Raw genomic sequence first — 24,993 nt, forward strand, 5'->3', positions numbered from 1 at the left:
CAGGATGCTTCATGTAAAGCAGGTTGACAGCGGAAAGGGGAATTATGTTACAATATACCAAGAAAATAAGTAGGAATTAACAATAGATATGGAATACAAATACTTGTCAGAGGTGAAGAACGTGGCCAAAATCGCTTTCATTAACGGAAGCCCTTCCCTGACTTCCCGAATCAACGCTGTCATTGAATTTGCAGAAAGCAGTCTTAGGGGAGCAGGATTTGAAGTAGAGCGTATTAATGTTGCTGAGCTCCCGCCAGGAGACCTGATTCATACGAAATTTGAAAGCGAGCCGATCGTGAAGGCTAACGGTATTGTGGCCGAAGCTGATGCGGTTATTATTGCGAGCCCGGTATATAAGGCGTCATACACAGGCGTACTCAAGACTTTCCTGGATCTTATTCCGGAACGAGGTCTTGCCGGCAAAACGATCCTTCCGCTCTTTATTGGAGGGAGCCTGGCCCACCTTCTGACCATGGATTACGCACTCAAACCCGTACTGTCCGTACTCGGGGCACGTCATATTTTGGCTGGCGTTTATACGGTGGATGCACAGGTTGCACGTAATGATCAAGGGGGCCTGGATATTGCTCCAGAGCTGGCTGAGCGTCTGCAAGCCGGAATCCAGGAATTTACCGAGGAAATCCATATTCGAGAGAACCAGAAGAGCCTTAAATAAGCTGATATTAACAGAGAAGTCCGGCTGAATGACATTCGCTGGATTTTTTTTGTAAAGAATTTCTATGCGCATGTGCGAAAGGGAGCAGTACCAGAAGCGTGATATTGAACGTTTTTGTCCTTAGGGTTAAGAGATAAGGCATGGTTAAATATGGTATTATAGAAGCATATCCTTTTTAACGGAGGTGAGCCATAGCTTGAATATCCAAGGTATTAATCATCTTTGTTTTTCAGTATCCAATCTGAGTCAGTCGATCAGGTTCTATGAAACTGTATTTGGGGCCAAAATTCTTCTTGAAGGACGCACGCTTGCCTATTTTGACCTGAATGGAATATGGATTGCATTGAACCAGGAGAATGTCCCACGCAATTATACGACACCGACCTACACTCATATCGCTTTTACCGTAAATGAACAGGATTTGAATGAGCTGCGGCAACGGCTTGCAGAGGTGAATGCCAAAGTATTGCCAGGCAGAGAACGGGATGCAAGGGATCAACAGTCCATTTATTTTCTTGACCCTGACGGGCATATGTTTGAGTTCCATACGGGGACGCTGCAGGACCGAATGAATTACTATAGGGAAGATAAGCCGCATATCAAGTTTTTTTGAAGCAGGCCTTCACGTTGAAAGAGACTTCTGAATGAACAGAAGTCTCTTTTTAGTCTCTTTATTTTCATTTTGCATCAGGTAAGAGGGGGTAAATCATCAATTACAACTTCATCACATCCACACTGCGTAATAAACTTAAGAAAAAAGAACAGGGAGCGATGAAAAATGAAAAAGATGAGATCACCTCTTTATTCTGTGGTATTAACCCTTATTATTGGATTAACTGCAAATACGGGCGCTGTGTTCGCTGATATAGAGGGTAGTTCAAAGGATCAGACGAATCCTCCCGGGACTGTAGAGCCGCAGGATCTGAACTCTCCAATGCCTAAATAACGAATTGAAGTGATTCTTCACTTAAGATACATCCGGTAATCATTATAATCCATACCGTCTTTACGCTCGCTGAGTGTCAGGAGCTTGTAGCTGGATTCGGCCTCACTGCCTGCATTCAGTCTTTTGAGCAGATCATAGCTCATTCTCAGGAAAAAATAGGCCTGTTCTGGGTTAGCCTGCTCATGGTAGACAGCGCCCATCAGCCTGTATAGGCGAGCTCGCTGTACGCCGTCGTCCGTTAGATCCAGCAATCGGATGGCTGTTTTGCAGGCCTTCTCTGCTTCGTCGAGATTGCCTTCCTCTAAATAGAGCTTACTCATTTCTTCAAATATAGAAGCTTTTTTGTCCGGCATGTTGCGTTCGTCGTAGATGGATGCACACTCATGCAGAAGGGGGAGAGCTTCTTTCTTTTTGTCTGTATGCAGCATGATGACGGCAAGATTATGGAGAGCAAAGATATAAGATTCGCTGTTCCCTTGTTTTAAGCAGTCTACAGACTTCTGAGTCCAGTAGAGACTTTCCTGCGAGTGAGGATCTGCCTTGTAATAGGCTTTGCCCAGTCCCATGGCAATTTCGCCATAAGACTCAGGGTTGCCCGCCATTCTTGCTTCATCCTCCGCTTTTAGGTAGGTATCGATGGCTTCCTGAATTTCACCGAGGAACATATGGGAGGTCGCGAGAAAGGTGAGGGCGGTAATATACTCATCCTGTAAATGCTTAAGCTTGCTGCTATAAGTGTAGGCTTGCTGATACTGCTTCCTCGCATGGATGTAGGATTCCATATAAATAGCCGCTTTGCCCATTTCTAAATAGAACTGTGTAATGAGCTTGCGATCTCCTGAACGGATAAACAAAAATTCGGAGGACTCCCCATATTCGGCTGCCCTGGAATACTGCTTCATCCGGTTGCAGCTTCTAATTATGAGCAAGTAGGCTTCTGCCTGTACGGGCTCAGGTATGGCAAGTGTCAGAAGATGTGTAGCGATTCGGATACAGGAATCGTCGTCTTCTGCCTTGAATCTCATGTATGCCTTGTCAAGTAAGGCTTCGGATACATCCTCGTGAATCTCTTTCTCTGTCTCGGTACCTAAGAAATATTCAATAGGCTTGCCCAGCCGCTTGGCAATAACTCGCAGCATACGTGAAGAAGGAACAGCCCTTCCTTTTTCAATCAGACTGATGTAAGCCCTTGTCATTTCCTCACCTGCAAGTTGTTTTTGTGACAATCCCTTCTGTTCTCTGGTTTCTCTAATTTTTTGTCCCAGCATGGCAGTCGAATAAGCTCCTTTCAACAAAAAGTAACTGTCAATTCATTTACATCGGATTAACGACGTTTACCCCCATTTACCGTTTAAAAAGGAAAATTAAGGTTGTAGAATGGGCTTATCACACGAAAGGAGGGATTGAAAATGGAAATCAAAGCGACACCGATTACACTGGAGCAATTAAAAGCTAAGGAGCAGGAGGTCGAAGCTCGCGCAGTTGAAGCTCGCGCAGTAGCAGCTCGCGCAGTTGAAGCTCGTGCAGTAGCAGCTCGCGCAGTAGCAGCTCGCGCAGTTGAAGCTCGCGCAGTTGAAGCTCGTGCAGTAGCAGCTCGCGCAGTTGAAGCTCGCGCAGTAGCAGCTCGTGCAGTAGCAGCTCGTGCAGTAGCTGCTCGCGCGTAAGCTCCTTACACGGACTAATCATTCTTATATTTTGAAATGGATAGATGAACAAAGGATGCTAGAAGGGATTACATAATTGACGAGAAACTTTAGTTCTTCTATCCGCCAGTTCTTTATTGCAGAGGAGGAGAGCGGGTGTGAACCAGAAGCTCTCCTGATCCTCCGCAATACATCCAGCCTTATGCTGCCGAGGTGATGACCTGTTATGCTTCACTTAAAGAACATTTGGACCTACATTCCGGGCAAAACATTAGAAGTCCAGCAGCTTAATACACATCTAGGATTAAAATCAGCACAGATCAAAGTGCTTGAAAAGATACACGGATTAAAAAAGATTCGACAGGAAGAGCAAGGAAATCTGTTCAATCTGCTTGGCAATCTGCTCGAGCAAGTAAGTAATGACCCTAATATCGATAGCTCGAAAATCAAGTACATCATCTACTGTCATACAATTCAGGATGTATCGCCGTATAATGTTAAAATTATCCATAAATTAAAAAATAAATATCATTTTGAGCATAGCATCGTGTTCTCGTTAACCCAGCAAAACTGTGCAACGGGAATTGTAGCTTTAGATATCGCAAAACGTCTGTTGCGGGCAATGTCAGATGATGAGTATGTACTGCTGCTCACGGGGGAGAAGACGTTCAGCCCAATCGTGCAGCTCATACCCAATACAACGGTTATGGGTGAAGCATCAACTGCCGTATTGCTCGGTACACATGGTGAAGGAAGCCAAATGGTGCATAGCAAGCATCATACCATCGGAAAGTTCTGCAACGTGCTTACGGGTGAAGAAGAGACACTGAAGGAGTTCCAAGAAATTTATGTCCCAACGTTATGCACAGTCATACAAGATACCTTGAAGGAGGCTGGAATGACTCTTCAGGACATTTCCTGGATTATTCCGCACAATGTCAACATTTCTTCCTGGAAAAAGGTTGCTGCGTCACTCGAATATCCTCTTGAACAGATTTACATACACAATATTGCTGAATTAGGGCACTGCTTCTGCTCAGATCCCTTCATTAATCTGCAAAAGGCAATATCCGAAAACAGGCTGAAGCCGAAAGAATATTATTTACTGGTTTCCGTTGGGCTTGGTGCAACATTCAGTGCAGCAGTTATGAAATATGAAAGTAAAGGTGGAAATGCAGATGAGTACAATGTCTCAAGCGTTAACGAACGACTTCTCGGTTAAGCTGAAGCAAGCGTTGACCGGCAGCTCTGAGTCCACTTTCATTTATATCAACAATTTTGAAGTGGAAGAGCAATGGAAGCAGGAGCATACACTAAAGCTGCCATCTCTCACTGTCGGTTCCTCTGTAGAGCTTGTGAATCGAATGGAGGAATTGGGTGTCTTTCTTGCAGGGAAGGGTGACTATGTATTGTTAAAAGAAAGTCCTGACCCAGAGATGATGACAGATGCCAAGTCGCTTGGATTCGGAAATTCACTGCTTCTAACAATGAGTAATAACGCACCTAAACTTAATATAACAGAAAATGTATTGGACTGCGAGTCCACGTTAAACCGACTTCGAGAAATCGCCCGGCAAAATAGCGTATATCTCGTTCCTTTTGGCGTCTCGACCAAGGAGGAGGAGCTATCGAAGCTTGTGGGTATTCCTCTTGCTGTTCCAAGTGCGGGGATTTTCCAAAAAGTGAATGATAAAGTTTATTCCCGCAGGCTGAATAGAGAGCTTGGAATACGTCAGATCAATGGCAGGGAATGCAGTACGATTGAGGAGCTGAAGCAAGGATTTGAAGAGATGTCATATTTGCTTGAAGCAGGCGGCACTCTGGTCCTGAAGGACGCGCTGGGCGTGTCGGGCAAGGGGATCACGGTAATCAATGACAGACAGCGGTTTGATAAAGTGCTTAAAATGCTGGAGCAGCAGTCTCGAAAAAGAGAGACCCGCAGTATCAACTATGTGCTTGAGCAGTGGATTAATAAAATCTGTGACTTGAATTATCAGTTTCTTATTGATCGAAATGGACAGGTTGAGTTTCTCTGTGTCAAAGAATCCTTGGTCGAGCAAGGTGTGCATCAGGGACATATGATGCCTTCGAGACTTACTGACGCTCAGATCGAAATGCTCAAGGACGCAGCAGAGTCGATCGGCAAGGCCATGTTTACAGACGGATATTATGGGATGGTCGGCATCGATGCCATTCTTGATCAAGAAGGACAGCTGTATCCCAATCTTGAGATCAATGCCAGATTTAACATGTCTACGTACCAGACCAATCTACAGGACCGGCTCATTGGACAAGAGCAGTGTGGACTTGCGAAGAAATATACCCTTACACTGAAACGCTATTTCCCATACTCGGAGCTCAAAGAACTGCTCTCAGAACTCATCTATAGTCCGCAGAACGGACAGGGTCTTATTATTAATAACTTTGCTACAGTAAACGCGGCTTATAAGGAGCCGGGCGTTCTATTTACAGGGCGGCTGTATGGTCTGCTTGTGGCAGATTCACGAGAAGCACTGCTCGAGCTGGATGTATCTATTGATAATAAGCTGAGGGAATGGGAGGCAGGAGTGAAATGAGCCAGGAATATGCCATTCAGAACTATGCAGTATCAAGTCTGACACGCGAGTATGGAACTCCGCTGTATATCTATGACGGAGACATCCTTGAGGAGGTTTACTCGGAACTCCGCCGGGTGCTCCATCAGGAGGTGGATATTTTTTATTCCCTGAAGGCCAACCCGAACATCTCAATCTATAACTATCTTAGAAACCTAGGGGCTCACGCCGAAGTCTGCTCCCTCTCTGAACTGATAACAAGTATAAGAGCCGGGACAGATCCAGACAACATTATTTTTCTAGGCCCGGGAAAAAGCGAAGAAGAAATCAAGGCTTGTCTTCATTACAACATTTACGCCATCGTTTGCGAGTCCTTTCAGGAGCTGGAGACGATTGATCGGCTGGCTGGAGAGCTCCATATTAAGGCGAAGGTTGCACTGCGGATTAATCCTGCTTTTTCGGTGAAGGGCTCTCGTCTTACCATGGGCGGCAAGCCGCGCCAATTCGGGATAGATGAGGCGGCTGTACTGAGCAGCACAGCATGGATGAATCAGTATGCTCACATTACAATCAGGGGCATCCATGTCTATATGGGCACACGCATGCTGGACATTGATCCGATTGTTCAGAACACCGGACACATTCTGGATCTCGCAATAAGGATCGAAGACACTCTTGGCATACGGCTTGATATGGTCGATGTTGGAGGAGGGCTGGGTGTACCTTATTTCGAAGGAGAGTCCTCCCTTGACGTGCATGGTCTTGCAGAGCAGCTGAATCCCTTGTTTGCGGCATTTAAAGAAGAGCATCCTGAGACACGGCTAATCATGGAGCTGGGGAGATATCTGGTGGGCCGTTCAGGATTATTAGTGAGCAAGGCGCTGTACGTAAAAGAATCGTATGATGAGACCTTTGTTGTGACAGACGGGGGAACCAATTGTCATATGGCAGCCGTAGGCGTCGGTTCCTATGTCAAACGGAACTTTCCAATCGCTCTGTTAAGCCGCTACGGTGAGCAAGCGGAAGGAGAGTATAACATCACAGGGCCTTTGTGTACTCCAAACGATGTTGTGGGCAAGAAAGTAGCTCTCCCCAAAGTGTTTCCGGGAGACTTGATTGGCATATTTAACTCTGGAGCCTATGGGCCGACAGCTTCACCAACGCACTTTTTAAGTCATGGATATCCCGCTGAAGTGCTCGTTGCTATGGGAGAAGCTCATTTGATCCGAGACAGGGATACACCGCAGGATCTTCTTGGCAAGCAGCATCTAATTGAAGTCAAGCCGATGATTCCGGCTCTATAAAAAATGAAATTCTAAAGGAGGAAATAGATATGACAACAAATATGCTATTGGAAGAAATCAAGGGTGCACTAGAAGAAGTGCTGAACACAAAAGAGGAGCGTCCAATTGGGCTGGAGACGTCCCTGTTCGAAGAGCTGCATCTGGATTCTACCTCGGTGCTTGAGCTGCTGATGACATTGGAGGATCGGATTGAAGGCTTGGAGATTGATCCTGATGAACTGGAGCCTGATGTGTTCAGTACTGTCGGGTCTTTGGCTGAATATATCGAAAGACAGCTTGTAGCGGTGTAAGCGGATGGCACTCGGAATCCAGCAGTTATTCGTAAAGGAATTCACGCAGAAGAGCCCTCCTTTTGAGCATCCGCAGTTAGAGCGGTATCATCATGATTTATTATCCGGCTTCGACATGATTCCAGACTATGAATGGCTTGAGAAGGGGAATAACAACTCCTACCACAATATGGCTGCAGAAATACTGGATGATGAGCGATGGAAGTATGAAATATCGAGGACAGATCTATTCATTCTGGCGTACAGCTTTCCGAATATTAGGCCGGATATTTCAATCGTCAATTATGTAATGGACCGTTATGGGGCAGGCTTTTTGAGTTTTGCCATTAATGATATGGGCTTTGCTGCTCCCTTTATGGGCCTTCATATCATCAATCAGTATTTGAAGGACCCGGGCTTCAGCCGGGCAATGCTGCTTGTAATGGATCAGACCTCACTGCCGTATAAGACAAAAGAGCTGCAGGAAGCCGTATGTGTGGACACCGGAGCTCTTCTGCTCATGGACAGGGTGCATGGAAGCTCGGGAAATATTGTAAACATCCGTATGAATTATATGCCATCGCTGAACGCGCAAGAGCTGAATGATCAGATGGATGAATTGTTAGACGAGAAGAGGGTGAAGCCGCAAAGGCTGCTCATCCTGGCCCACCCTTCACTTTGCGGCCTGCTTGATCCATCTCATGAAATCAGGAGCTATGACACATGTCGATGGAGTGCAGCTCCCTTCATGGCCTTGTCTTCTCTTCTAAGTGAGGGTCATTCCTATACCCATGTATGCGTGCTCCATTACGAGGAAGCGGAGGAGTACCTGTATCAATTGCTGCTGGAAATGTAAGAAGGACGCTTGAAGGGAGAGGGGATCGATGGGTCTTGGCATTAAGGATATCAGTGTAAGCATTCCGGAACGGATCGAGTCTCCCGCTGCCCTCCTCGAAGGACTTGGCTACAGTAAGGGAGAACTGCAGCTTCTAAGCAAATACCATAAGCTCAAAGGGACACCGGTATGGGACAACGACCAGATGCTGGATGAAGCTCTGATCCAGTGCATTCAGAGCTTGAAGGAGAAGCAGTCTCTGGATGAAGTCGACGTTGTGCTGTATGCCCACTCTGCCCATGTGCAGGTTCCAGGGGATTATGGCTTGCTGCACAAGGTGCTCAGTCCTTTCTCCATGGAGCTCATTCCGTGCTATGGCATTTCTCAGCTGAACTGTGCTTCGTCTATTGCAGCGCTGAATCTGGCGAAGCAGATGATAGAGCGTGATCCAGAGCTTCGTCAAATTCTGCTGCTCTGTGCGGACCAGTTCAACTTTTTACCCAATTCCTGGCGCTATATCCGCAAGTCTACAATGCTGGGGGATTCGGCCGTAGCACTGCTTCTGGAAAATGGCGGAGAGAGTCATGTTATTCAGTCGGTCTATCTATTTAACGATACGAGGTTCCATACGGGATATTATGCTACTGAGAAAGAGATGGGCATGTTTAACCAAACCTATGTAAGTCATATTATCAGTGGCATCGAGAAGGTGCTAAGCTCCTCAGGCATGGAGCTGTCGGATCTGGATTATATCTTGCCGCATAATGTGAACTGGACGACGTGGAAGGAATTCCTGCATCGGACCGGGTTCGCCCAGGAGCAGATATACCTAGATATGATTCCGAGCATTGGTCATACCTTCTCAAATGACGCGTTCATCAACTTATCGGAAGCCATGGCGAAGGGCTGGATGCGGAAAGGGAGCCATTATCTGATGACCAGCATTGGTCTTGGCAGCTTTTTTGGATTTGTGTTAATGAGACATTGAAGGGAGCCAGTAGAATGAACAGAGACGAGGAGAATCAAAGTGTCGCAACTGCTGACAACGGAATTGCGAGTGCCTCTGCTGATCTGGGAGCGGAGCGTCTTCTGGAGAAGTCTTTATTTCAGATTAAGGACAAAATGATCGTTCCGATCAATAGTAACGGCTATATTATGATAACTCAGCGGCTGCTTCAAGAGCTGGACTGCTTCCTGTACGACGGTAATGAGCTGTTTTCTATTGCAGAGCTGGAGAATCTCAATCTGATTCAAGATCCGATTCTGCATCTTGAGGGCCTTCAATTGCTGCGGCTTCCACAGCCGAAGAGCCTCCAGGAAGGCAAACAGGAGGATCCGCTCTACAGCGAGCTGCTTGAGAGAATGCTGCTGTATCGGGCAGATCTGTGTGCCGCAGGGCTTGAGCTTGTAAGACAACACCTCTCCTTGCGTATATCCGGAAACGGGCCGACGCTGCAGAATCAGCTGGTTAAAGGTAATTTCACAGATATATTGACGATTTTGGAGATGATCAAGAGCACGAGTAATGACAGGATTGAGTATAGCTGCAGCCCCGTGGACCGGGCATCACTGCGAGCTATGCTTCATCAAGAGCTGGACCGTGCTTTTGGTCTCCTTCAAAAGCTGGGTGGAGGACATGGCTACGTGAAAGGACCAATAATGTATAGCTTCTACATATCTCAGGCTGTTAAGAACATCTATTACATGCCCTAAAGGAGGGAGTATGAGCATGATTACCACCGATAAATTACGGGTCTTCGAGCAGGAAATGAAAGAGATCGGCAGTGATTTGAGGGAGGTGGGACTGTTGGTAGACGAGCAGCCTGAACGCTTGTCCCTATACACCAGCCGTCCTTCTCTGCAGCTTGCCAATCGGATGATGATTCCTCCTGAATATGGAGGAGAACCGATCGTGACGATCGGTTCGGAGAAATATTATGGACTTAGCTGTATCGAACGGGTAACAGCCATTGAGCAGCTGGCATATGGCGATGCAGGCACATTCTTGGGCTGTCCGGGCGCATCCATGTCCGGCATTATCATCAATGAGCTTGCGGATTCTGAGCAGAAGGAACGGTTCTACTCCCGATTTCTTAAGGCTCCCTCCTGGACATTCTTTGCTCTGTCTGAACCCAAGAAAGGTTCTGATGCGACCGGAATTGAGACGAGAGTTTATCCTGATCCGGATGGAGGCATGATTCTGAGTGGCGAGAAATATTTTATCGGTAATGGCTGCCGTGCAGATATGGGGCTTGTATTTGCGCAGACCAGCCATACACCGCTAGGCATCCAGGTCCTGTTGATGGATACCTCGATGGAGGGGTTTGGTGCTGTTCCGCTCGATACGATGGGCGTACGGGAAGTACAGCTTAGTCATCTTACCTTCAGCGGCTGCAAGATTGAAGAAGAGCAGGTACTCGGCAGACATTTGAGTAAATCCAGAAGGGGCTTCTGGGGAGCACTGCAAACCTTCCATCAGATGCGCCCCGGTGTAGCCGCGCTTGGTCTTGGTGTTGCCCAGGCAGCCTACGATTATCTGCTCGCAGAGCGCAAGCAATATAAGGAGAAGGAGCATCAGGAGCTGGAGCGGCTGTGGCTTCGGCTGGCAGCGACACGTTCGCTTATCCGCTATGCAGCAATGGAAATCGATGCAGACGGGCATAAGGGGTATCTTGCTTCACTGGGTAAGATCCGAGCGACCCAGCTTGCAGAGGAAGCGACTCAGCTGGCGGCAGATTATTTGGGTCCCGGATCGCTGTATGAGCATCCGCTATTGAATAAATGGTATAGGGATGCAAGAGCATTTGAGTTCATGGAGGGAACGACCAACATACAGAAGGTCAATGTGTTCCAGGCTTATATTACGGGGAAAATGAACTATGCATAACAGCTTAAGGATCCCCCCGTTGTTCGTCGACAGTATCCACTGGCTTACTCTGCCTGATCAAGATTATGTATTGGAAGCATCACCGGAAGACTATCATGCCCTCTCCCCCTACCTGTACGCGGAGAAAGCGTATCTAGGCACCCCCATGGATTCTGAAATTCGTGCATATATTCGAAACGGCAAGCGCGTGACCAGCGGGGATATGGCTTGTAAAGTACTGGAGCCCTTTCAGCAGGACAGCTGCTGGGATGCTATCGTACTCGCGCAGTCTTACCCTGACAGGTATGCTCTTAATCCTCCTCTGGCGCGGTTGCTTCATGAGGTTCCCCTTCACTTCGGAACGTATCTCGGTTTATCTCACCTAGGTCCGCTAGCCGCAGTAGAATTCATCCCTCTCATGCATTGGACCATGCAGCGTCAGGCACTCGTTGTCTTCTCCGAACAGCGGATTCTCCCTTGGAAGGAAGAAGACGTTGGCTTCTCAGAACAAGGGCTCTTCCTTCCTCGGAAGGAAGAAGACGTTGGCTTCTCAGAACAAGGGCTCTTCCTTCCTCGGAAGGAAGAAGACGTTGATTTCTCAGAACAAGGGCTCTTCCTTCCTCGGAAGGAAGAAGACGTTGATTTCTCAGAACAAGGGCTCTTCCTTCCTAGGAAGGAAGAAGGACCATATCCTCGAACGGATATGGCCGTGGCTATGGAGGTTAGACCGGCAGGAGGAGCGCTTGAGCTTCATTACGAGGGTAAGCATGAGTGGTCTCACTCAAACGCGGAGACGATCTTAGCATCACTCATTCGGAAGTACAGTCCGGATCAGATCTTTATCCAGTCTGCACTCCATCATGTGTTTGATTCTGATTCAGCGCCGGCTGTTCACCGCAGGGCAGAAGACGCACATAGCGGGGATGTCTGGATACAGCTTGCCGAATGGCTCAGCTTGAACCAGCCTGAACCCGGAACCAGAGTACTGCTCGCGGCAGGAGATGATCATCATCAGATGTCCGTCTGCTCTGTGACGGTGCATTCGATGCCTGCACTAAATTTGCTGACGTTTAGCGAAGGAGAGATATGTCATGAAGAGTCTGGATTATACGACAGGAAAGATCAGCGGACTGTTGCTCAAGACAGCAGTACCTATGCTTCTAGCCTCTCTCGTTAATATGATTACTCAGATGGCAAATGTGTTCTTTATGGGACATACAGGGCAGGATGTGCTGTATGTACTGTCTTTATATATTCCGATCTCGTTCCTCTTGATTGCACTCGTCGAAGCTCTCCAACTATCTACTCAGGTTACGATTTCTCGTAATCGCGGGAAGAACCAGACAGAAATTTCAAGCCTGCTGGCTCATTATGCTGCAGGCGGCCTTCTGCTGACGATAGCTGTCGGTCTGATCGTCATTCTGTGCGTACCGCTATTCCGCTACTATTATGGCATTGCAGACTCAGTCCATCCTCTCTTCTCAGGTTACGTAAGGGGGATGATGATTGCTGCCATCCCAACGGTTCTTGGGGCCATCGCGAGTGCTGCCCTGCGTGGACTTGGGATGGCGCAGCAGGCTTCCATCATAGCGGTGGGGACAGCGGCAGTGAATGTACTGCTTGTATACCTTCTGGTCCGTGTTATTGGCCTTAGCCTAAGTGGAATTGTCTACGCCAATATGATCAGCGGTCTGTTATCCCTTGCTGCTGCGGTTATTTATCTGATCCGCACGGGTCATCTCAAGCTTCCTCCACGTGTATGGAGGATGTCACAGTTAATTCTTTTACGGCATGTAGGTGTGCCTGTCTTTGTATCTTATTGTCTTATCTTCTTAAGCACGCTCTTCTACAACGGGATTATCAGCCCCTATGGTGAGAGTGTCATTGCCGGTTTCGGGGTAGGCTATCGAATTCAGACCATGGCCATCCTGCCAGGCATCGTGATCGGTTCAGCCATCGGAATTATCATTAATCAGAATATGGCTGAGAAGAAAGGCGAGAGAGCATACGAAGGCTTCAAGACAGGAATGCAGCACTCATATGCTGCCTATGTGCTGATCGCAGCCGGAGTATGGCTGTTCAAGGATTCAATCGTTTCCTTTCTTATTGTAGAGGAAGCAGCCCGGCAGGAAGCGGCACAGTATTTGAGCATAGTGGCACCATCTTACATACTGTTGGGTCCGTTAATGACGGCACTTCTGACGATGGAACAGACAGGTCAGGGGTATAGAGCGCTTCTGCTGAACTCAGTTTATTTTATCCTTATCGTAACGGCCGGTTTTGGCATGACTTCTCTCTTAGATCAGCCAGAAGCCTTCTATTGGTGTATATTCTTCGCTAATCTGGCGGGAGCCAGTGTCATAATTCCCACGTTTCGAATGTATAAGAAACGCTATGTCCAAGCAGCATCGGATCCAGATCACAGAGCTCAAGAGAAAGTATTCTCACCACAAGCTTAAGGAGGTGCGTCATGAATCCATACTACCTGATGCAGCGTTTGGGAGAATCATGGGTTGCTGCGGATGAAGGCTTTACACAGTTTTACGAAGTGCAGCCTGATTCCTGGAATAAGGATAGAGATACGCCGATTCTTCCGGGTGTTCGTCATCCGCCCATTCCCTATTTTAAATTCAGGCCGCTGCTTGGTCAGCCGAAGCCAAACTTTTATTTGCTGGGTATCCCTTATGCAGGAGGGACCAGCATTCATGATTCATCCGTCGGTTTATTCGAGGACAGCCTTAGGGCCGAATCCTGGAAAAGAACCGTGTACCCTGCCTTTGTATCACCATACACTTCTGGACTATATGACATTGGAACGGACCGGCGTCTTATGCAGGGGGTGATTCTGCAGGATTTAGGCTCATGCGTGAAAGAGCACTTTATCAGTGATGAATCGGGTGTGAGCTCGCCAGGAGTCTCAGAGGCAGTAAAGCTCTCGGTTACAGAGCAGGCAGGGCTATACAGTATAGGTGGAGATCATTCCATCACACACTCGCTCTTATCTGCATTTGTGGAGCAGATGAACAAGCCGATTATTTTGATAGAGTTTGATGCGCACCATGATTGCGGCATCGATGCGCTTCATCATGATCGAATCCATCATGCAAATTTTGTACGCCATCTGCTGGCACGGGATGAAATTGCAGCGGTCGTACAGCTGGGACTTAGAGGCATCCGATCCGTGGATCAAATGTACACCCATGATAAGCTCATTCAAATTTCAGGAGAACGTATGGAGCCGCAGACGATCCAGCGAATATTATCTGAACTGCGGATGAATTATCCGGAGGCAGTGGCCTATCTTTCCTTTGACATGGATTGTTTGGACCCCGGCACCTTTCCCTATGTTGACTTTCCGCTGAGCGGAGGCCCTTCCTGGCACGTCGTGCTGCAAGCGGTGGAAACGGTGCTTCGTTCCGACCTGTATTTTATTGGCGGCGATTTGGTTGAAGGTCAAGGTGTTGCCGCTTCTGATAGGGTGCCAGGACAGATGGAGCTTGCCTTGCGGCTGATGGTCCACATGCTCGAGGGACTGCATCAGAACCGAATGTCTCAGGATTGCAGTCTACATATAGGGGAGATCTGTCATGAATCTTAAAGAATCGTTTGAGCTTCACCGAAATGCAGTGCAGGTCGAGCTTGAGCAGCAGAGGGACGCCGGCATCAAGCTGGGCTACTTCTATGCTCTTATGAATATTGCGAAGGAAATGAGCCCGCTTGGCGGGCCAAGAACGGCTGAGGAGACATGGATTGATTATTTGTCCTTCTTGCGAACGGTGGAGGAGCATAAGAGATCACCGTACTCCTTTTTGGAATGGGATGAGGTTCATGGACGAGAGCACCTGCAGCACACCCTTCAGGAAGGAGGCGCTTTCCTCACTTTTCACTATGGGTTTGTCAGACACAATATGGTGACGATCGGACAAGAAATCCGGAAGGGTCATTACCGCGAAGGACTTCCTTTTTATTTGGTTGCGGAGAGGGATACCGTTATTCAGGAGAAGCAGCTCGATAAGTGGGAGTCTATTCGTAAATATTCCAGAGCCGAGATGCTGAACTCCCAGGATGAGCTGATCGGCATCAAGCTGTATTCTCATTTGAAAAAGGGCGGCTGCTTCAGCCTGTTCGTGGACGGGCAGACGGGTTATAACACAGACAATTATCAGCTGCAGCTGCCGTTTCTGACATCAAATATACGAACAAGAAGCGGGATATTCCGTATATTGTCCAAAGCCAAGAAGCCGGTGTGTCTGTATTTTATGACCATGACAACCGATTATAGGAGCCGTATCGTATTTCTTCCTCCGTTTCAGCCGAGTGAGGATGTACAGCAGATTGCAGAGCAGATCTATGAGCCTTTTCGATCTCAGCTGCTGCAGCAGCCGGAGCAGTGGCGATTCTGGGATCGTCATCATGAGCAGGTTCTATCCTGGAAGAGCGAGGATGAGACGACACATCATTCTTCTCATATCGAACTTCCCCGGCTTGATTGGATCAGCCGTCCTGTTGAAGGATTCGGTCAGCTTGGGGTGAATCTGCAGCAAGCTCAAATATATAACCTGGGCTAAGGTTCTTGGATTTTCATATTAGGGAGGTGACATCATGTCCCATCGTTTCATATCAACAAAGCGCGGTAACGTATCTCTTCATTTATTGCCTACGACCAAATACTATAACGCCTATCTAACAGTATCTATTGTAAATAACGGAGAAATTAATGAACAAATGTATTCCTTGCTCGGAAGATTACTCTGGACAGCAGGAGGCGCAGGCCTGAGCGAATCAGCGAAAAGAGAACGGTTATGTCAGCTGTACGGTGCAAGCTGTACTTATAACATTGAGCAGAAGGGATCGAATCAGATCCTTTCTTATACCATTAAGGTCCTGCAGCCCAGTGATTCAGAGGTAGGGAGCTCGCCTTCAAGGGAGGCGCTTAAGCTTCTATCCGAAATGATCATTAGACCTTCTGGGCTGAATTGTTTTGATTCAGAGCGACTGAGGGAGGAAGTAGATGGACTTAGGTATGCTGTAAATCAAGAGGCACATGATCCGAGCTCCTTATTAAAGAGCCGCTGTCTCTCCTATATCGGGTATGAATCACACTCAGCCGATAACTGTAAAGATGGTGAAGAGGCACCGTGGACCATAGAAGAGCACCATATATATGAAGCTTATGAAAAAGCCATTCGTTTACCCATGCACATTCACATTGTTGGCAATGTACTGCCCTCTCATTATAGGGATGATGTACTCTCCTGGTTTACACCTCCATCGCCCGCCGTACAAGAGCAAGGGGATGCGATTCTTATGCCTTCTGGGAACAATATAGCTTCCGGGAGCAGCATATCCTCCGAGAATCGTATACCTTCTGCAAGCAGCACACCTTACGCCCCTCTTTCAAGCGGGAAAGAGCATTCCCTCATGATCGAGCATGGGAATTTCAACCAATGTAAATTAAATATTACTTATATGACCCATGTGCCTTATGGTTCGCCAGCCTATGCAGCCCTCTTCGTATTTCATAAGCTGTTTGCCGCCGGTCCCATGTCCCGGCTCAATCGGGAACTGCGAAGACGGAACCAGCTTGTATATCAAGTCATGAGCGAGCTGGATCGTTTCCGAAGACTTATGCATATAAATACGGGCACTACGGTCGGAAATATGAGTGATATTCTCTCCATTATTGACAGAGAGCTGGAGCAGATCGCCGCAGGGAAGCTGGATGCGGCCGAAATCACGCAGGCCATTGAGGGAGTGCTTCATTTCATGAAAGTTGGCATTGATCTGCCCGAACAAGAGATTGATATCCATCTGGATCAATGCCTCACGGGAACAACGATGGATACGACAGACTTCCTTGCACATATCACAGCTGTAACGGCAGATGATATTGTACAAATTGCATTAAATCTTGAAAAAGCCGTAACATGGGTTCTTTTTCCGAATGAAACCCTGGACAGAAGCGGGAAGGGGGCATAGAAGCATGAAACTGACACTCGATCAGGATGTAATAATAGAGCACTGTCTGCAAGGAGGCATGCTTATTCGCATTCTCCCTAGACCTCAGCATACCCACACTTTCACTTCGCTCAGCGTATCCTACGGGGCTATTCATGATGGAACGGAAGTCTCTGATTTACAGATCAAATCCGCTTCTATTGATGCTCCTTATGGAACGGCACACTTCTTGGAGCACATGATGTTTTGCCAGCCGGGACCCTCAGTCAATCAGCGCCTGCGTTCTCAAGGTGCATCGACTTCGGCTCTCACGAGGTATGATGTAACAACCTATCAGATGGCCTCTACGGATCAGTATTACAGCAACTTGGCTTTGTTTATAAATCTTATCCTCACGCCTTATTTTCCCGAAGAACGAATTCAATTAGAGAGGTCGATCATCAGGCAGGAATTATCCGGTTATACAGATGAGACCGTATGGTTATGTATGCAGCAGCTCCTCTCCATGCTATATGGGGAGAACCATCCATTGGCAATGGATGTCGCGGGTACACCGGACAGTATTGAAGGGATTAATGCATCCGTGCTGCATGAGGTATATGGGCAGCATTATACACAGAACCGGATGGCGCTGACGGTAGCAGGCCCAGTTGAAGCAGACGCTGTCATTGATTATCTGGAGAGTGCAATACCTGCACCGGCTGCCATTTCTCCTGCTTCTTGTGAACAAGTCACATTATCCAGGAATCCCTCCACAGACATGTACCGCGAAACACAGAGGTTTCAGCCGATTCCGGTCGTTCAATTCGGCTTTGCAGCGGACCCTTGTGGTATGTCGGCAAGAGAGCACGTCATGCTAATGGTTGGACTAGAGGCTCTCTTTGGCGAAGCATCTCCGTTTTTTCAAGTGGCGGTTCACAACGGCTTGATCAATAAAAATGCAGGATGGGAGCATTATTATCGATCCTCATTTTCATTTTCCATTATGAGCGGGTTCTCGATTGATCCCAAGCAGCTGTATAACCAGGTTGTCTCTTGCCTCAAGGAGCTGCCGAATCAAGGCATCAGCGAGAAGGTGCTGCAGATGAGCCGAATGAAATGCATTGGCCGCCATTATGCGGAGCTTGATTCGCTCAAGCAGGCCTGCATGTATGTATCGGAGTCAGCACTGATGGATCTGAATTATATGAAGATGGGAGAAATGTTCCTCTTGCCTTCAGATGAGGATATTATGCACGTCTTGTTTGAATATGCAGTCCCTGAGAAGCTGCGGATGTCGGTCATTACCTAGCTGCTTATAGTGATGGGGGTGAATGTATGAGCTGCACGTTAGAGGTGTGGATTCATTACGCTTCCGCCCAGGGGCAGTATATACTGGGGCCTGAACTGCGGAATGCCTTGAACGACAGTGAAGTAAGAAGAATGCTTGGATACAGAACTGTGAGAGACAGGGCCCAGTTTGCCGCTTCAAGAGCTTTCTTGAAATACGTGCTCAGCCAGCACCTCGGATGTTCTCCTCAGTCTGTACAGCTGGATTATCATGCGAGTGGGAAGCCGTTCGTCCGCCAAGGCATTGAATTCAACCTGGCACATACTGATAACTTGACATGCGTTGCTATTTCAGGCAGCTGCCCGGTCGGTGTAGATGTGGAACGCATTCGGGACATGCTGAGAACAGAACGAATCGCTTCCCGGTTTCTGACTCCATCGGAACAGAAGTACTGTCTTGCAGCGGGTAATGAACGCGATCGAACAAGAATACTACTACAGATTCTGACGCGGAAGGAGGCGCTCGCCAAAGCGACGGGGTCCGGAATCGGAGGCCAGTGGCTTAAACTGAACACGCTCGCGGACGACCATACCTGGATTCGGCATTCACAATCGGAATCAGGGGAGTCCTATACGACTCGTCCGCTGTATCTCTCGAATGATTACATAGGATCGGTCTGTTATCAAGGCAAAGGCCCGATGAGCCTTAAATATCGTACAATACGTTAGAGTTAGCCCATTCCTTGTCTTGATTGAGAAGGGTGCGTAAATTATGATGTAGAGGAAGTGAGCAAACGAATATAAAGGAGGCTTTATCGCAATGATTAACTTTCCTGTCCCCGACGCGGCTCAATTTTTCCAAACGAGTGTGATTCGATACTTTACGATCACCAAGGATGAATCCAGACTACTGTTTAACAGCAACTTGAACAGTCAGCCGAACCTCTGGGCTATGGACCTGCCTGGCGGATTTCCTTATCCGCTTACATACGAGAATCAGTCAGGAAGCTTTATCAAGACAGACCCGCATGGCGAATATATATTGGCTGATTTTGACAAAGACGGCGATGAGAATCTGCATTTATATCTGCTGAAGCCTAGCGGCGGCAAGCCTGTTAAGATTGTGCCCGGCGAAGCGGACGAGAAGTTCTACTTCGTTAAGCTGTCGGAGGATGGTAAAAGAATATATTATGACACCTCCAAGGATAATCCGGTTTACTTGAATTCCAGATGTCTTGACCTTGAATCAGGGAAGGACGAGCTGCTTCATGAAGGAGTGGATAGACCGACTTATCATGCGGCCATAAGCCCGGATGAGAGACGCAGAGCCTATCTCAAGATGTTCTCTAACACCCATCAGTCCCTGTTCATTCAATCGGATGGGGAGGCTGAGGTGAAGTACGTATTCCCAGAAGATGAGGTTCAAGTCATTCGAAGCGTTACTTTTATCGATAACGATACTATGCTGTTTGTCACCAATCAAGGGAAGGAATTTGCTTACGTTGCTGAATATAACATCTCAACAGGTGAAATGAGAACAATTCAAGCCTTTGATCAGGAAGAAGTTACCGCTACCCAGTGGCATAAAGAGTCACAGACCATATATATCGGTACGAGTGTGGGAATTGAGAATCGAATGTATGCCGTCCGTTATGGAGACGAAGGGTATACCGAAGTCCCTCTGCCCGTCGATTTCGTAGAGCAGATATCGGTGGCCGAATCGGGTAATCTATATATTCTTGGCCGCGGGGCAGTGAAGCCCTTCAACATCTACCGCTATGTGAATGGAGCATGGGAGCAGCTTACGCATAACGTCGTTGTTGGTCTGACAGAAGAGGATTTGTGTTATCCGGATGTCATTAGATATAATTCCTTCGACGGGATGGAGATTGAAGCCTTGCTGTTCAAGGCAAAGCCGGAGGCCGCTAACGGCTATACGGTCTTCTGGCCGCACGGGGGACCACAGGCTTCGGAAGGCAAGTTTTTTAGACCGATGTTCCAGTTCCTGCTTGCCCGGGGATACAACATCTTCGCGCCAAACTTCCGCGGAAGCACAGGGTACGGGGCTACCTTCGTCAAGCTGGTCGAAGGAGACTGGGGCGAAGGGCCGCGACTGGACTGTGTAGCAGGTATCGAATGGCTGTTTGAACAGGGCATTAGCTCACCGGATCGTCTATTTATCGTGGGAGGCAGCTATGGCGGCTATATGACACTGCTGCTTGCCGGGCGTCATCCGGAGCTGTTCCGCGCAGCAGTGGACATCTTCGGACCGTCCAATCTGTTCACCTTCATTGAATCGGTTCCGGATTCCTGGAAGCCGATCATGGAGCAGTGGCTGGGAGATCCGGTAAAAGACCGTGAACGGCTGATCAAGGATTCGCCGATCACTTATCTGAAACAAATGGTGAAGCCGATGCTCGTCATCCAGGGGGCTAATGATCCACGTGTAGTTCAGGCAGAATCGGATCAGATCGTTGCGGCATTGAAGGAGCAGGGGACAGAAGTGGAATATATTGTTTTGGAAGATGAGGGCCATGGCTTCTCCCGGAAGGCGAACGAAATTCTTGTATATACCGCGATGGCCGATTTCCTCGATAAGCATCAAGCCAGTGTAGAGGTGCACGCCTAGCAGTCTGTTACCAAAATGTGTGTGAAATAGAACATTCAGATTTATAGCAAAAAAGCGATCTTCCCGTCGAGACAGGGAGATCGCTTTTTTATTACAGTTTATTCGTCGATATTACAGATCGTCAAATCCGTTATCATCTCCGACTTTGCCGTAGTTACGGGATTTGGCTTCGAAGAAGTCGGTCTTCGTTGCATTCAGCGCATCATCGGAGAACGGCTTGATCCAAGGCATACTGTTCACATCAACGCCTTCGTATGCTTTGTCCATGCCCATCAGGCGAAGACGCTTGTTCGCTGTGAACTTGATGTAGTCTTCAAGCTCTGGGAGATTGATGCCGCGTACTTTTTCCAGTGTGTAGTGTGCCCAATTGGTTTCCAGCTCTACTGCACGGTTGATCGTACGATAGACATAGTCCATGTTCTCTTTCGTGTTCAGCTCTGGATAGTCAGCCAGCAGCTGCTTGTAAACTTCAGCGAAGAAGTAGCAATGCTGGTTCTCATCCCGCTGAATGTAAGATATCATCTGTGCCGTACCCATCATCTTCTGATCCCGTGCCAGATTGTAGAAGAAGGCAAATGTACTGTAGAAGAAGATACCTTCAAGAATCATATCGGCAACAAGTGCTTCAAAGAACGTTTGCGGCGTAGCTTCGTCACGGAAGTTCTGATAAATATCCGCAATGAACCGATTCCGCTCCAGCAGGACTGGATCATGCTTCCAGTATTCAAAGATCTCCTTCTGCTCATCCCAGGAAACGAGAGAAGAGAGCACATAAGAATAGGATTGATTGTGCACGACTTCTTGCTGGGCAATGATAGCGGAGATCGCCTCAAGCGAGGAGTCGGTCAAATATTCTCTGACGTCACCGACAAACATCGTCTGCATGGAATCAAGCACGGCCAGCAGGCCAATGTTGATCTTAAACGTGCGCTGCTCTTCTGCATCCAGATGCGGGAACTGCTGTGCATCCTTGGACATTGGAATTTCGTCGGCGATCCAGTAATTCAGCAGCAGTACTTTGTACAATTTATACATATGAGGCATGCGAATGTCGTTCCAGTTCAGAATCCCGGAGTTCTCACCATTAATGATACGGGTGGATTTATTCGGTGCCGCAGTATTAAAAATCTTTTGCTCATTCATTCGGGTATTGCCTCCTTAAGATTCACATGATTCACATTCGTTCTCAATCGTAAGCGCACGGCTGCGTACGTAGTAAGTGGACTTGATGCCCGCCTTCCAAGCATGCAGGTGAAGATCAAGGAAATCTTTTGCACGGATATCAGGACGCACGTACAGGTTAAAGCTCTGTGCCTGGTCAATATGACGCTGGCGCGCAGCAGCCATATCAATGGACGCATGCTGATCGATATTAAATGCTGTCTTGTAGTACCAGATTGTCTTCTCGGACAGGTCCGGTGCCGGATTCGCAATCTTGTAAGTGGTCTTCTCTTCGTAAGACAGCAGCTCATAGAGCGGATCAATACTTGCGGTGGAACCGGCAATGATGGAAGTCGATGCGTTTGGCGCGATCGCCATCATCCATCCGTTGCGTACGCCATGTTCACTTACTTCTGCTGCAAGCTCTTTCCACTGCTCTGTGCTGACAAATTTGCCTTCACGGCTTCCGTCCATGTAGCCGCGGGATGCGAAGTAGTTGCCGTTCTCCCAGTCTGATCCAGCAAATTTAGGGAATCTTCCTTTTTCTTTTGCCAGCTCCATGCTGGATTTGATAGCAATATAGCTGATCTTCTCATACAAGTTGTCGTTGTAGGTTACCGCTTCTTCGGATTCCCAGCGAATGCCCTCAAGCGCAAGCAGGTGATGGAGACCGAAGGTTCCAAGACCGACAGCACGGTACTGGCTGTTTGTATATTGTGCTTGAAGTACTTCAATATTATTAATGTCGATTACGTTATCGAGCATGCGCATTTGAATCGGAACAAGACGATCTAGAACGCCATGTGGTACGGCGCGGGCAAGATGGATAGAGTTCAGGTTGCAGACTACGAAATCGCCCGGCTTCTTAGTAATGATGATGCGAGTTTCGCCGTCCTTGGTCACAAGCTCTTCCTGCTCAATCGTTGTAGCAGACTGGTTCTGCATAATTTCTGTACACAAGTTGGAAGAGTAGATCATTCCCTTGTGGCGGTTCGGGTTCGCACGGTTTACCGTATCACGGTAGAACATGTACGGTGTGCCTGTCTCCAGCTGGGATTTCATGACACGCTTCATGATATCGATCGCTTGTACAGTGATGCGGGACAGGTCAGGATGATTGGTCGCTTCCTCATATTTTTCACGGAAAGTGCCTTTGCCGAATTCTTCATCATAGAAGTCTTCAAGACCCAGCGCACGGCCATTCTCGTCCTTCCAGCCCATCACTTTCTTCACTTCATGCGGATCGAACAGATTCCACTCTCCGCGTCCCTCTACACGCTCAAGGAACAAGTCAGGCAGGCAGATGCCATGGAAGATGTCATGGGCACGCATGCGCTCGTCACCGTTGTTCAGCTTAAGATCAAGGAATGCCAAGATGTCTTTATGGAAGACGTCAAGGTATACCGCAATGGCGCCTTTGCGCGTACCAAGCTGGTCTACGCTGACTGCCGTATTGTTCAGCTGGCGAATCCAAGGGATAACACCGGAGCTTGTGTTCTTGTGTCCACGGATATCGGAGCCTCTGGAACGCACTTTTCCAAGGTATACACCGATCCCGCCGCCCATTTTGCTGAGGCGTGCTACATCTGTATTGGAATCAAAGATACCTTCAAGAGAGTCGTCAACTGTATCAATAAAGCAGCTGGACAGCTGGCCTGCTACCTTCTTGCCTGCATTGGACATCGTTGGGGTAGCTGCTGTCATGTAGAGATTACTCATCGCCCAGTAGGCTTCCTTGACGAGCTCAAGACGTCTGTCTTCAGGTTCTTTGTGCATCAGGTACATCGCGATAATCATGTAGCGCTCCTGTGGAAGCTCCATGACTCTACCGTCGAAGTCATTCGCAAGATAACGCTCAGCGAGCGTCAAGAGTCCGATGTAATCGAACAGAAGGTCATTCTTCGCTTCAATGGCGGCGCCGAGTTCTTCAATTTGCTCTTTTGTATAGCAATCGAGCAGCTCTTCGCGGTAGATCCCTTTTTTAACAAGTGTCGTGATCAGTGGATAGAATGCACCGTATGGCTCTTCCGGATATGCTTTGTAACGGCGGTTGTTAGCCGCTTTTTTATATAGAGAAGTGAGCAGTGAACGAGCTGCCGCAAATTTCCAGTTTGGCTCCTCTTTGGTAACCAGCTCAAGGGCAGACATGGAGAATGCATTGCTGATTTCTTCACTGGATACTTCGTCACGGCGCAGTTTAGAGGTTACACCACGAACGAGTTTTTCTTTATCAAGCATAGGCAGATCAGCAAGAATACGGTCTGCATATACAGAAATACGGATCTCGTCAAAAGCAAGCTGACGATTGTTAGGTTTATTAACCACTTGTGGCATGAAGAGCCCTCGCTTTCTTTGTGATAGTGATAGATAAATGGAGTGAAGCATTAAAAAAAGTAAGATCATCCTGCTGTGAATTTCGCTTCAAAAAAGTGGATTTTCGGGCTAGAGAATCGTACTTGAAGTAATCGTACATAGAAAAAGCATTTTCCGGCTTTCTCGCGGCCAGATAAATGCCATTTGCGTCCCCGCTTGCTGCTATGGTTATACTGTACGCCGGGGGAAACGCGAGTAAGGTGTGAAAATATAGGATTAATGGATAGCCCATATGTACCTGCTCAGTTCATTATCCCGTGACTTGGAGCTCTTAAATCTCTAGAATTGCCTATTGCCGGGCTAGATTAATTTCTACTAAAAAAAGCTTGACAGTTATAGAGATTCGTACAATGGTCGATTCTGTATCAACACTACATTTGGTTGATGTATTACAAGATTACCCCAATATGTTGTGTTTGTAAACACCACCTTCATGTTGAAACGCATTTGCGATTATAGCAAATATCCCAACATACCGCAAAGGAAAAGGGCTGGAAGAAGTAGTAGAA

23 protein-coding genes are annotated in these 24,993 nt (G+C 47.7%); 20 read left to right on the forward strand and 3 right to left on the reverse strand.

What is annotated here, in order from left to right; all coding sequences use genetic code 11:
- Positions 1-121: 121 nt before the first annotated feature.
- From ssuE to ACFQ3J_RS19530, 3 genes are all read left to right on the forward strand, one after another.
- On the forward strand, positions 122-676 hold the full coding sequence (gene ssuE, locus ACFQ3J_RS19520) for an NADPH-dependent FMN reductase (RefSeq protein WP_091159789.1): 555 nt from the start codon (positions 122-124) through the stop codon (positions 674-676).
- Positions 677-872: 196 nt separating this feature from the next.
- A complete protein-coding gene (gene fosB, locus ACFQ3J_RS19525; RefSeq protein ID WP_091159476.1) occupies positions 873-1,289 on the forward strand; it encodes a metallothiol transferase FosB in 417 nt (138 codons plus the stop codon).
- A gap of 165 nt (positions 1,290-1,454) precedes the next feature.
- Positions 1,455-1,622, forward strand: a complete 168-nt coding sequence (locus tag ACFQ3J_RS19530; protein ID WP_251583753.1) for a hypothetical protein — start codon at positions 1,455-1,457, stop codon at positions 1,620-1,622.
- 17 nt (positions 1,623-1,639) lie between these two features.
- On the opposite strand, the gene ACFQ3J_RS19535 is transcribed toward ACFQ3J_RS19530, so the two are convergent.
- Positions 1,640-2,890 (reverse strand): helix-turn-helix domain-containing protein, encoded by a 1,251-nt coding sequence (locus ACFQ3J_RS19535; RefSeq protein ID WP_251583754.1) that lies wholly within the window; start codon positions 2,888-2,890, stop codon positions 1,640-1,642.
- A 141-nt stretch (positions 2,891-3,031) separates the two neighbouring features.
- Here ACFQ3J_RS19535 and ACFQ3J_RS19540 point away from each other — a divergent pair, with 141 nt between their 5' ends.
- From ACFQ3J_RS19540 to ACFQ3J_RS19620, 17 genes are all read left to right on the forward strand, one after another.
- The gene (locus ACFQ3J_RS19540) at positions 3,032-3,286 is read left to right on the forward strand and encodes a hypothetical protein (protein ID WP_251583755.1); all 255 of its coding nucleotides are present in this window, start codon (positions 3,032-3,034) and stop codon (positions 3,284-3,286) included.
- A 205-nt stretch (positions 3,287-3,491) separates the two neighbouring features.
- On the forward strand, positions 3,492-4,487 hold the full coding sequence (locus ACFQ3J_RS19545) for a 3-oxoacyl-[acyl-carrier-protein] synthase III C-terminal domain-containing protein (protein WP_091159481.1): 996 nt from the start codon (positions 3,492-3,494) through the stop codon (positions 4,485-4,487).
- Positions 4,444-5,841: an ATP-binding protein gene (locus ACFQ3J_RS19550; protein WP_170862504.1), complete on the forward strand. Its 1,398-nt coding sequence runs from the start codon at positions 4,444-4,446 to the stop codon at positions 5,839-5,841. The genes ACFQ3J_RS19545 and ACFQ3J_RS19550 overlap by 44 nt, the downstream gene beginning before the upstream one ends.
- Positions 5,838-7,124 carry a diaminopimelate decarboxylase gene (lysA, locus tag ACFQ3J_RS19555; RefSeq protein ID WP_251583756.1) on the forward strand — a complete coding sequence of 429 codons (1,287 nt, stop codon included), beginning with the start codon at positions 5,838-5,840 and terminating at the stop codon, positions 7,122-7,124. Before ACFQ3J_RS19550 ends, lysA begins: the two co-directional genes overlap by 4 nt.
- Positions 7,125-7,153: 29 nt before the next feature.
- A complete protein-coding gene (locus tag ACFQ3J_RS19560; RefSeq protein WP_251583757.1) occupies positions 7,154-7,414 on the forward strand; it encodes an acyl carrier protein in 261 nt (86 codons plus the stop codon).
- 4 nt (positions 7,415-7,418) lie between these two features.
- Positions 7,419-8,249 carry a hypothetical protein gene (locus ACFQ3J_RS19565; RefSeq protein ID WP_251583758.1) on the forward strand — a complete coding sequence of 277 codons (831 nt, stop codon included), beginning with the start codon at positions 7,419-7,421 and terminating at the stop codon, positions 8,247-8,249.
- 28 nt (positions 8,250-8,277) lie between these two features.
- Complete coding sequence (locus ACFQ3J_RS19570) at positions 8,278-9,216, forward strand: 3-oxoacyl-[acyl-carrier-protein] synthase III C-terminal domain-containing protein (RefSeq protein ID WP_251583759.1); 939 nt, start codon at positions 8,278-8,280, stop codon at positions 9,214-9,216.
- A 14-nt stretch (positions 9,217-9,230) separates the two neighbouring features.
- Complete coding sequence (locus tag ACFQ3J_RS19575; RefSeq protein ID WP_251583760.1) at positions 9,231-9,941, forward strand: hypothetical protein; 711 nt, start codon at positions 9,231-9,233, stop codon at positions 9,939-9,941.
- A gap of 16 nt (positions 9,942-9,957) precedes the next feature.
- Positions 9,958-11,115: an acyl-CoA dehydrogenase family protein gene (locus tag ACFQ3J_RS19580; RefSeq protein ID WP_251583761.1), complete on the forward strand. Its 1,158-nt coding sequence runs from the start codon at positions 9,958-9,960 to the stop codon at positions 11,113-11,115.
- Positions 11,108-12,271, forward strand: coding sequence for a hypothetical protein (locus ACFQ3J_RS19585; protein WP_379293678.1), 1,164 nt, complete (start codon positions 11,108-11,110; stop codon positions 12,269-12,271). The genes ACFQ3J_RS19580 and ACFQ3J_RS19585 overlap by 8 nt, the downstream gene beginning before the upstream one ends.
- Positions 12,186-13,553 (forward strand): MATE family efflux transporter, encoded by a 1,368-nt coding sequence (locus ACFQ3J_RS19590; protein ID WP_251583763.1) that lies wholly within the window; start codon positions 12,186-12,188, stop codon positions 13,551-13,553. Before ACFQ3J_RS19585 ends, ACFQ3J_RS19590 begins: the two co-directional genes overlap by 86 nt.
- A gap of 11 nt (positions 13,554-13,564) precedes the next feature.
- Positions 13,565-14,692: an arginase family protein gene (locus tag ACFQ3J_RS19595; RefSeq protein ID WP_251583764.1), complete on the forward strand. Its 1,128-nt coding sequence runs from the start codon at positions 13,565-13,567 to the stop codon at positions 14,690-14,692.
- Complete coding sequence (locus tag ACFQ3J_RS19600; protein WP_251583765.1) at positions 14,682-15,662, forward strand: LpxL/LpxP family acyltransferase; 981 nt, start codon at positions 14,682-14,684, stop codon at positions 15,660-15,662. The genes ACFQ3J_RS19595 and ACFQ3J_RS19600 overlap by 11 nt, the downstream gene beginning before the upstream one ends.
- Before the next feature lie 34 nt (positions 15,663-15,696).
- Positions 15,697-17,073, forward strand: a complete 1,377-nt coding sequence (locus ACFQ3J_RS19605; protein WP_251583766.1) for an insulinase family protein — start codon at positions 15,697-15,699, stop codon at positions 17,071-17,073.
- 4 nt (positions 17,074-17,077) lie between these two features.
- Positions 17,078-18,343 carry a M16 family metallopeptidase gene (locus ACFQ3J_RS19610; protein ID WP_251583767.1) on the forward strand — a complete coding sequence of 422 codons (1,266 nt, stop codon included), beginning with the start codon at positions 17,078-17,080 and terminating at the stop codon, positions 18,341-18,343.
- A gap of 26 nt (positions 18,344-18,369) precedes the next feature.
- Positions 18,370-19,050, forward strand: coding sequence for a 4'-phosphopantetheinyl transferase family protein (locus ACFQ3J_RS19615; protein ID WP_251583768.1), 681 nt, complete (start codon positions 18,370-18,372; stop codon positions 19,048-19,050).
- Between the two features lie 91 nt (positions 19,051-19,141).
- Positions 19,142-20,950 carry a S9 family peptidase gene (locus ACFQ3J_RS19620; RefSeq protein WP_251583769.1) on the forward strand — a complete coding sequence of 603 codons (1,809 nt, stop codon included), beginning with the start codon at positions 19,142-19,144 and terminating at the stop codon, positions 20,948-20,950.
- Between the two features lie 111 nt (positions 20,951-21,061).
- Here ACFQ3J_RS19620 and ACFQ3J_RS19625 read toward each other — a convergent pair whose 3' ends face one another.
- Positions 21,062-22,093, reverse strand: coding sequence for a ribonucleotide-diphosphate reductase subunit beta (locus tag ACFQ3J_RS19625; protein ID WP_091159506.1), 1,032 nt, complete (start codon positions 22,091-22,093; stop codon positions 21,062-21,064).
- 15 nt (positions 22,094-22,108) lie between these two features.
- On the reverse strand, positions 22,109-24,445 hold the full coding sequence (locus ACFQ3J_RS19630) for a ribonucleoside-diphosphate reductase subunit alpha (protein ID WP_251583770.1): 2,337 nt from the start codon (positions 24,443-24,445) through the stop codon (positions 22,109-22,111).
- Positions 24,446-24,993 lie beyond the last annotated feature (548 nt).

It is taken from the genome of Paenibacillus provencensis, from assembly GCF_042678545.1.
Lineage (GTDB): Bacteria > Bacillota > Bacilli > Paenibacillales > Paenibacillaceae > Paenibacillus > Paenibacillus provencensis.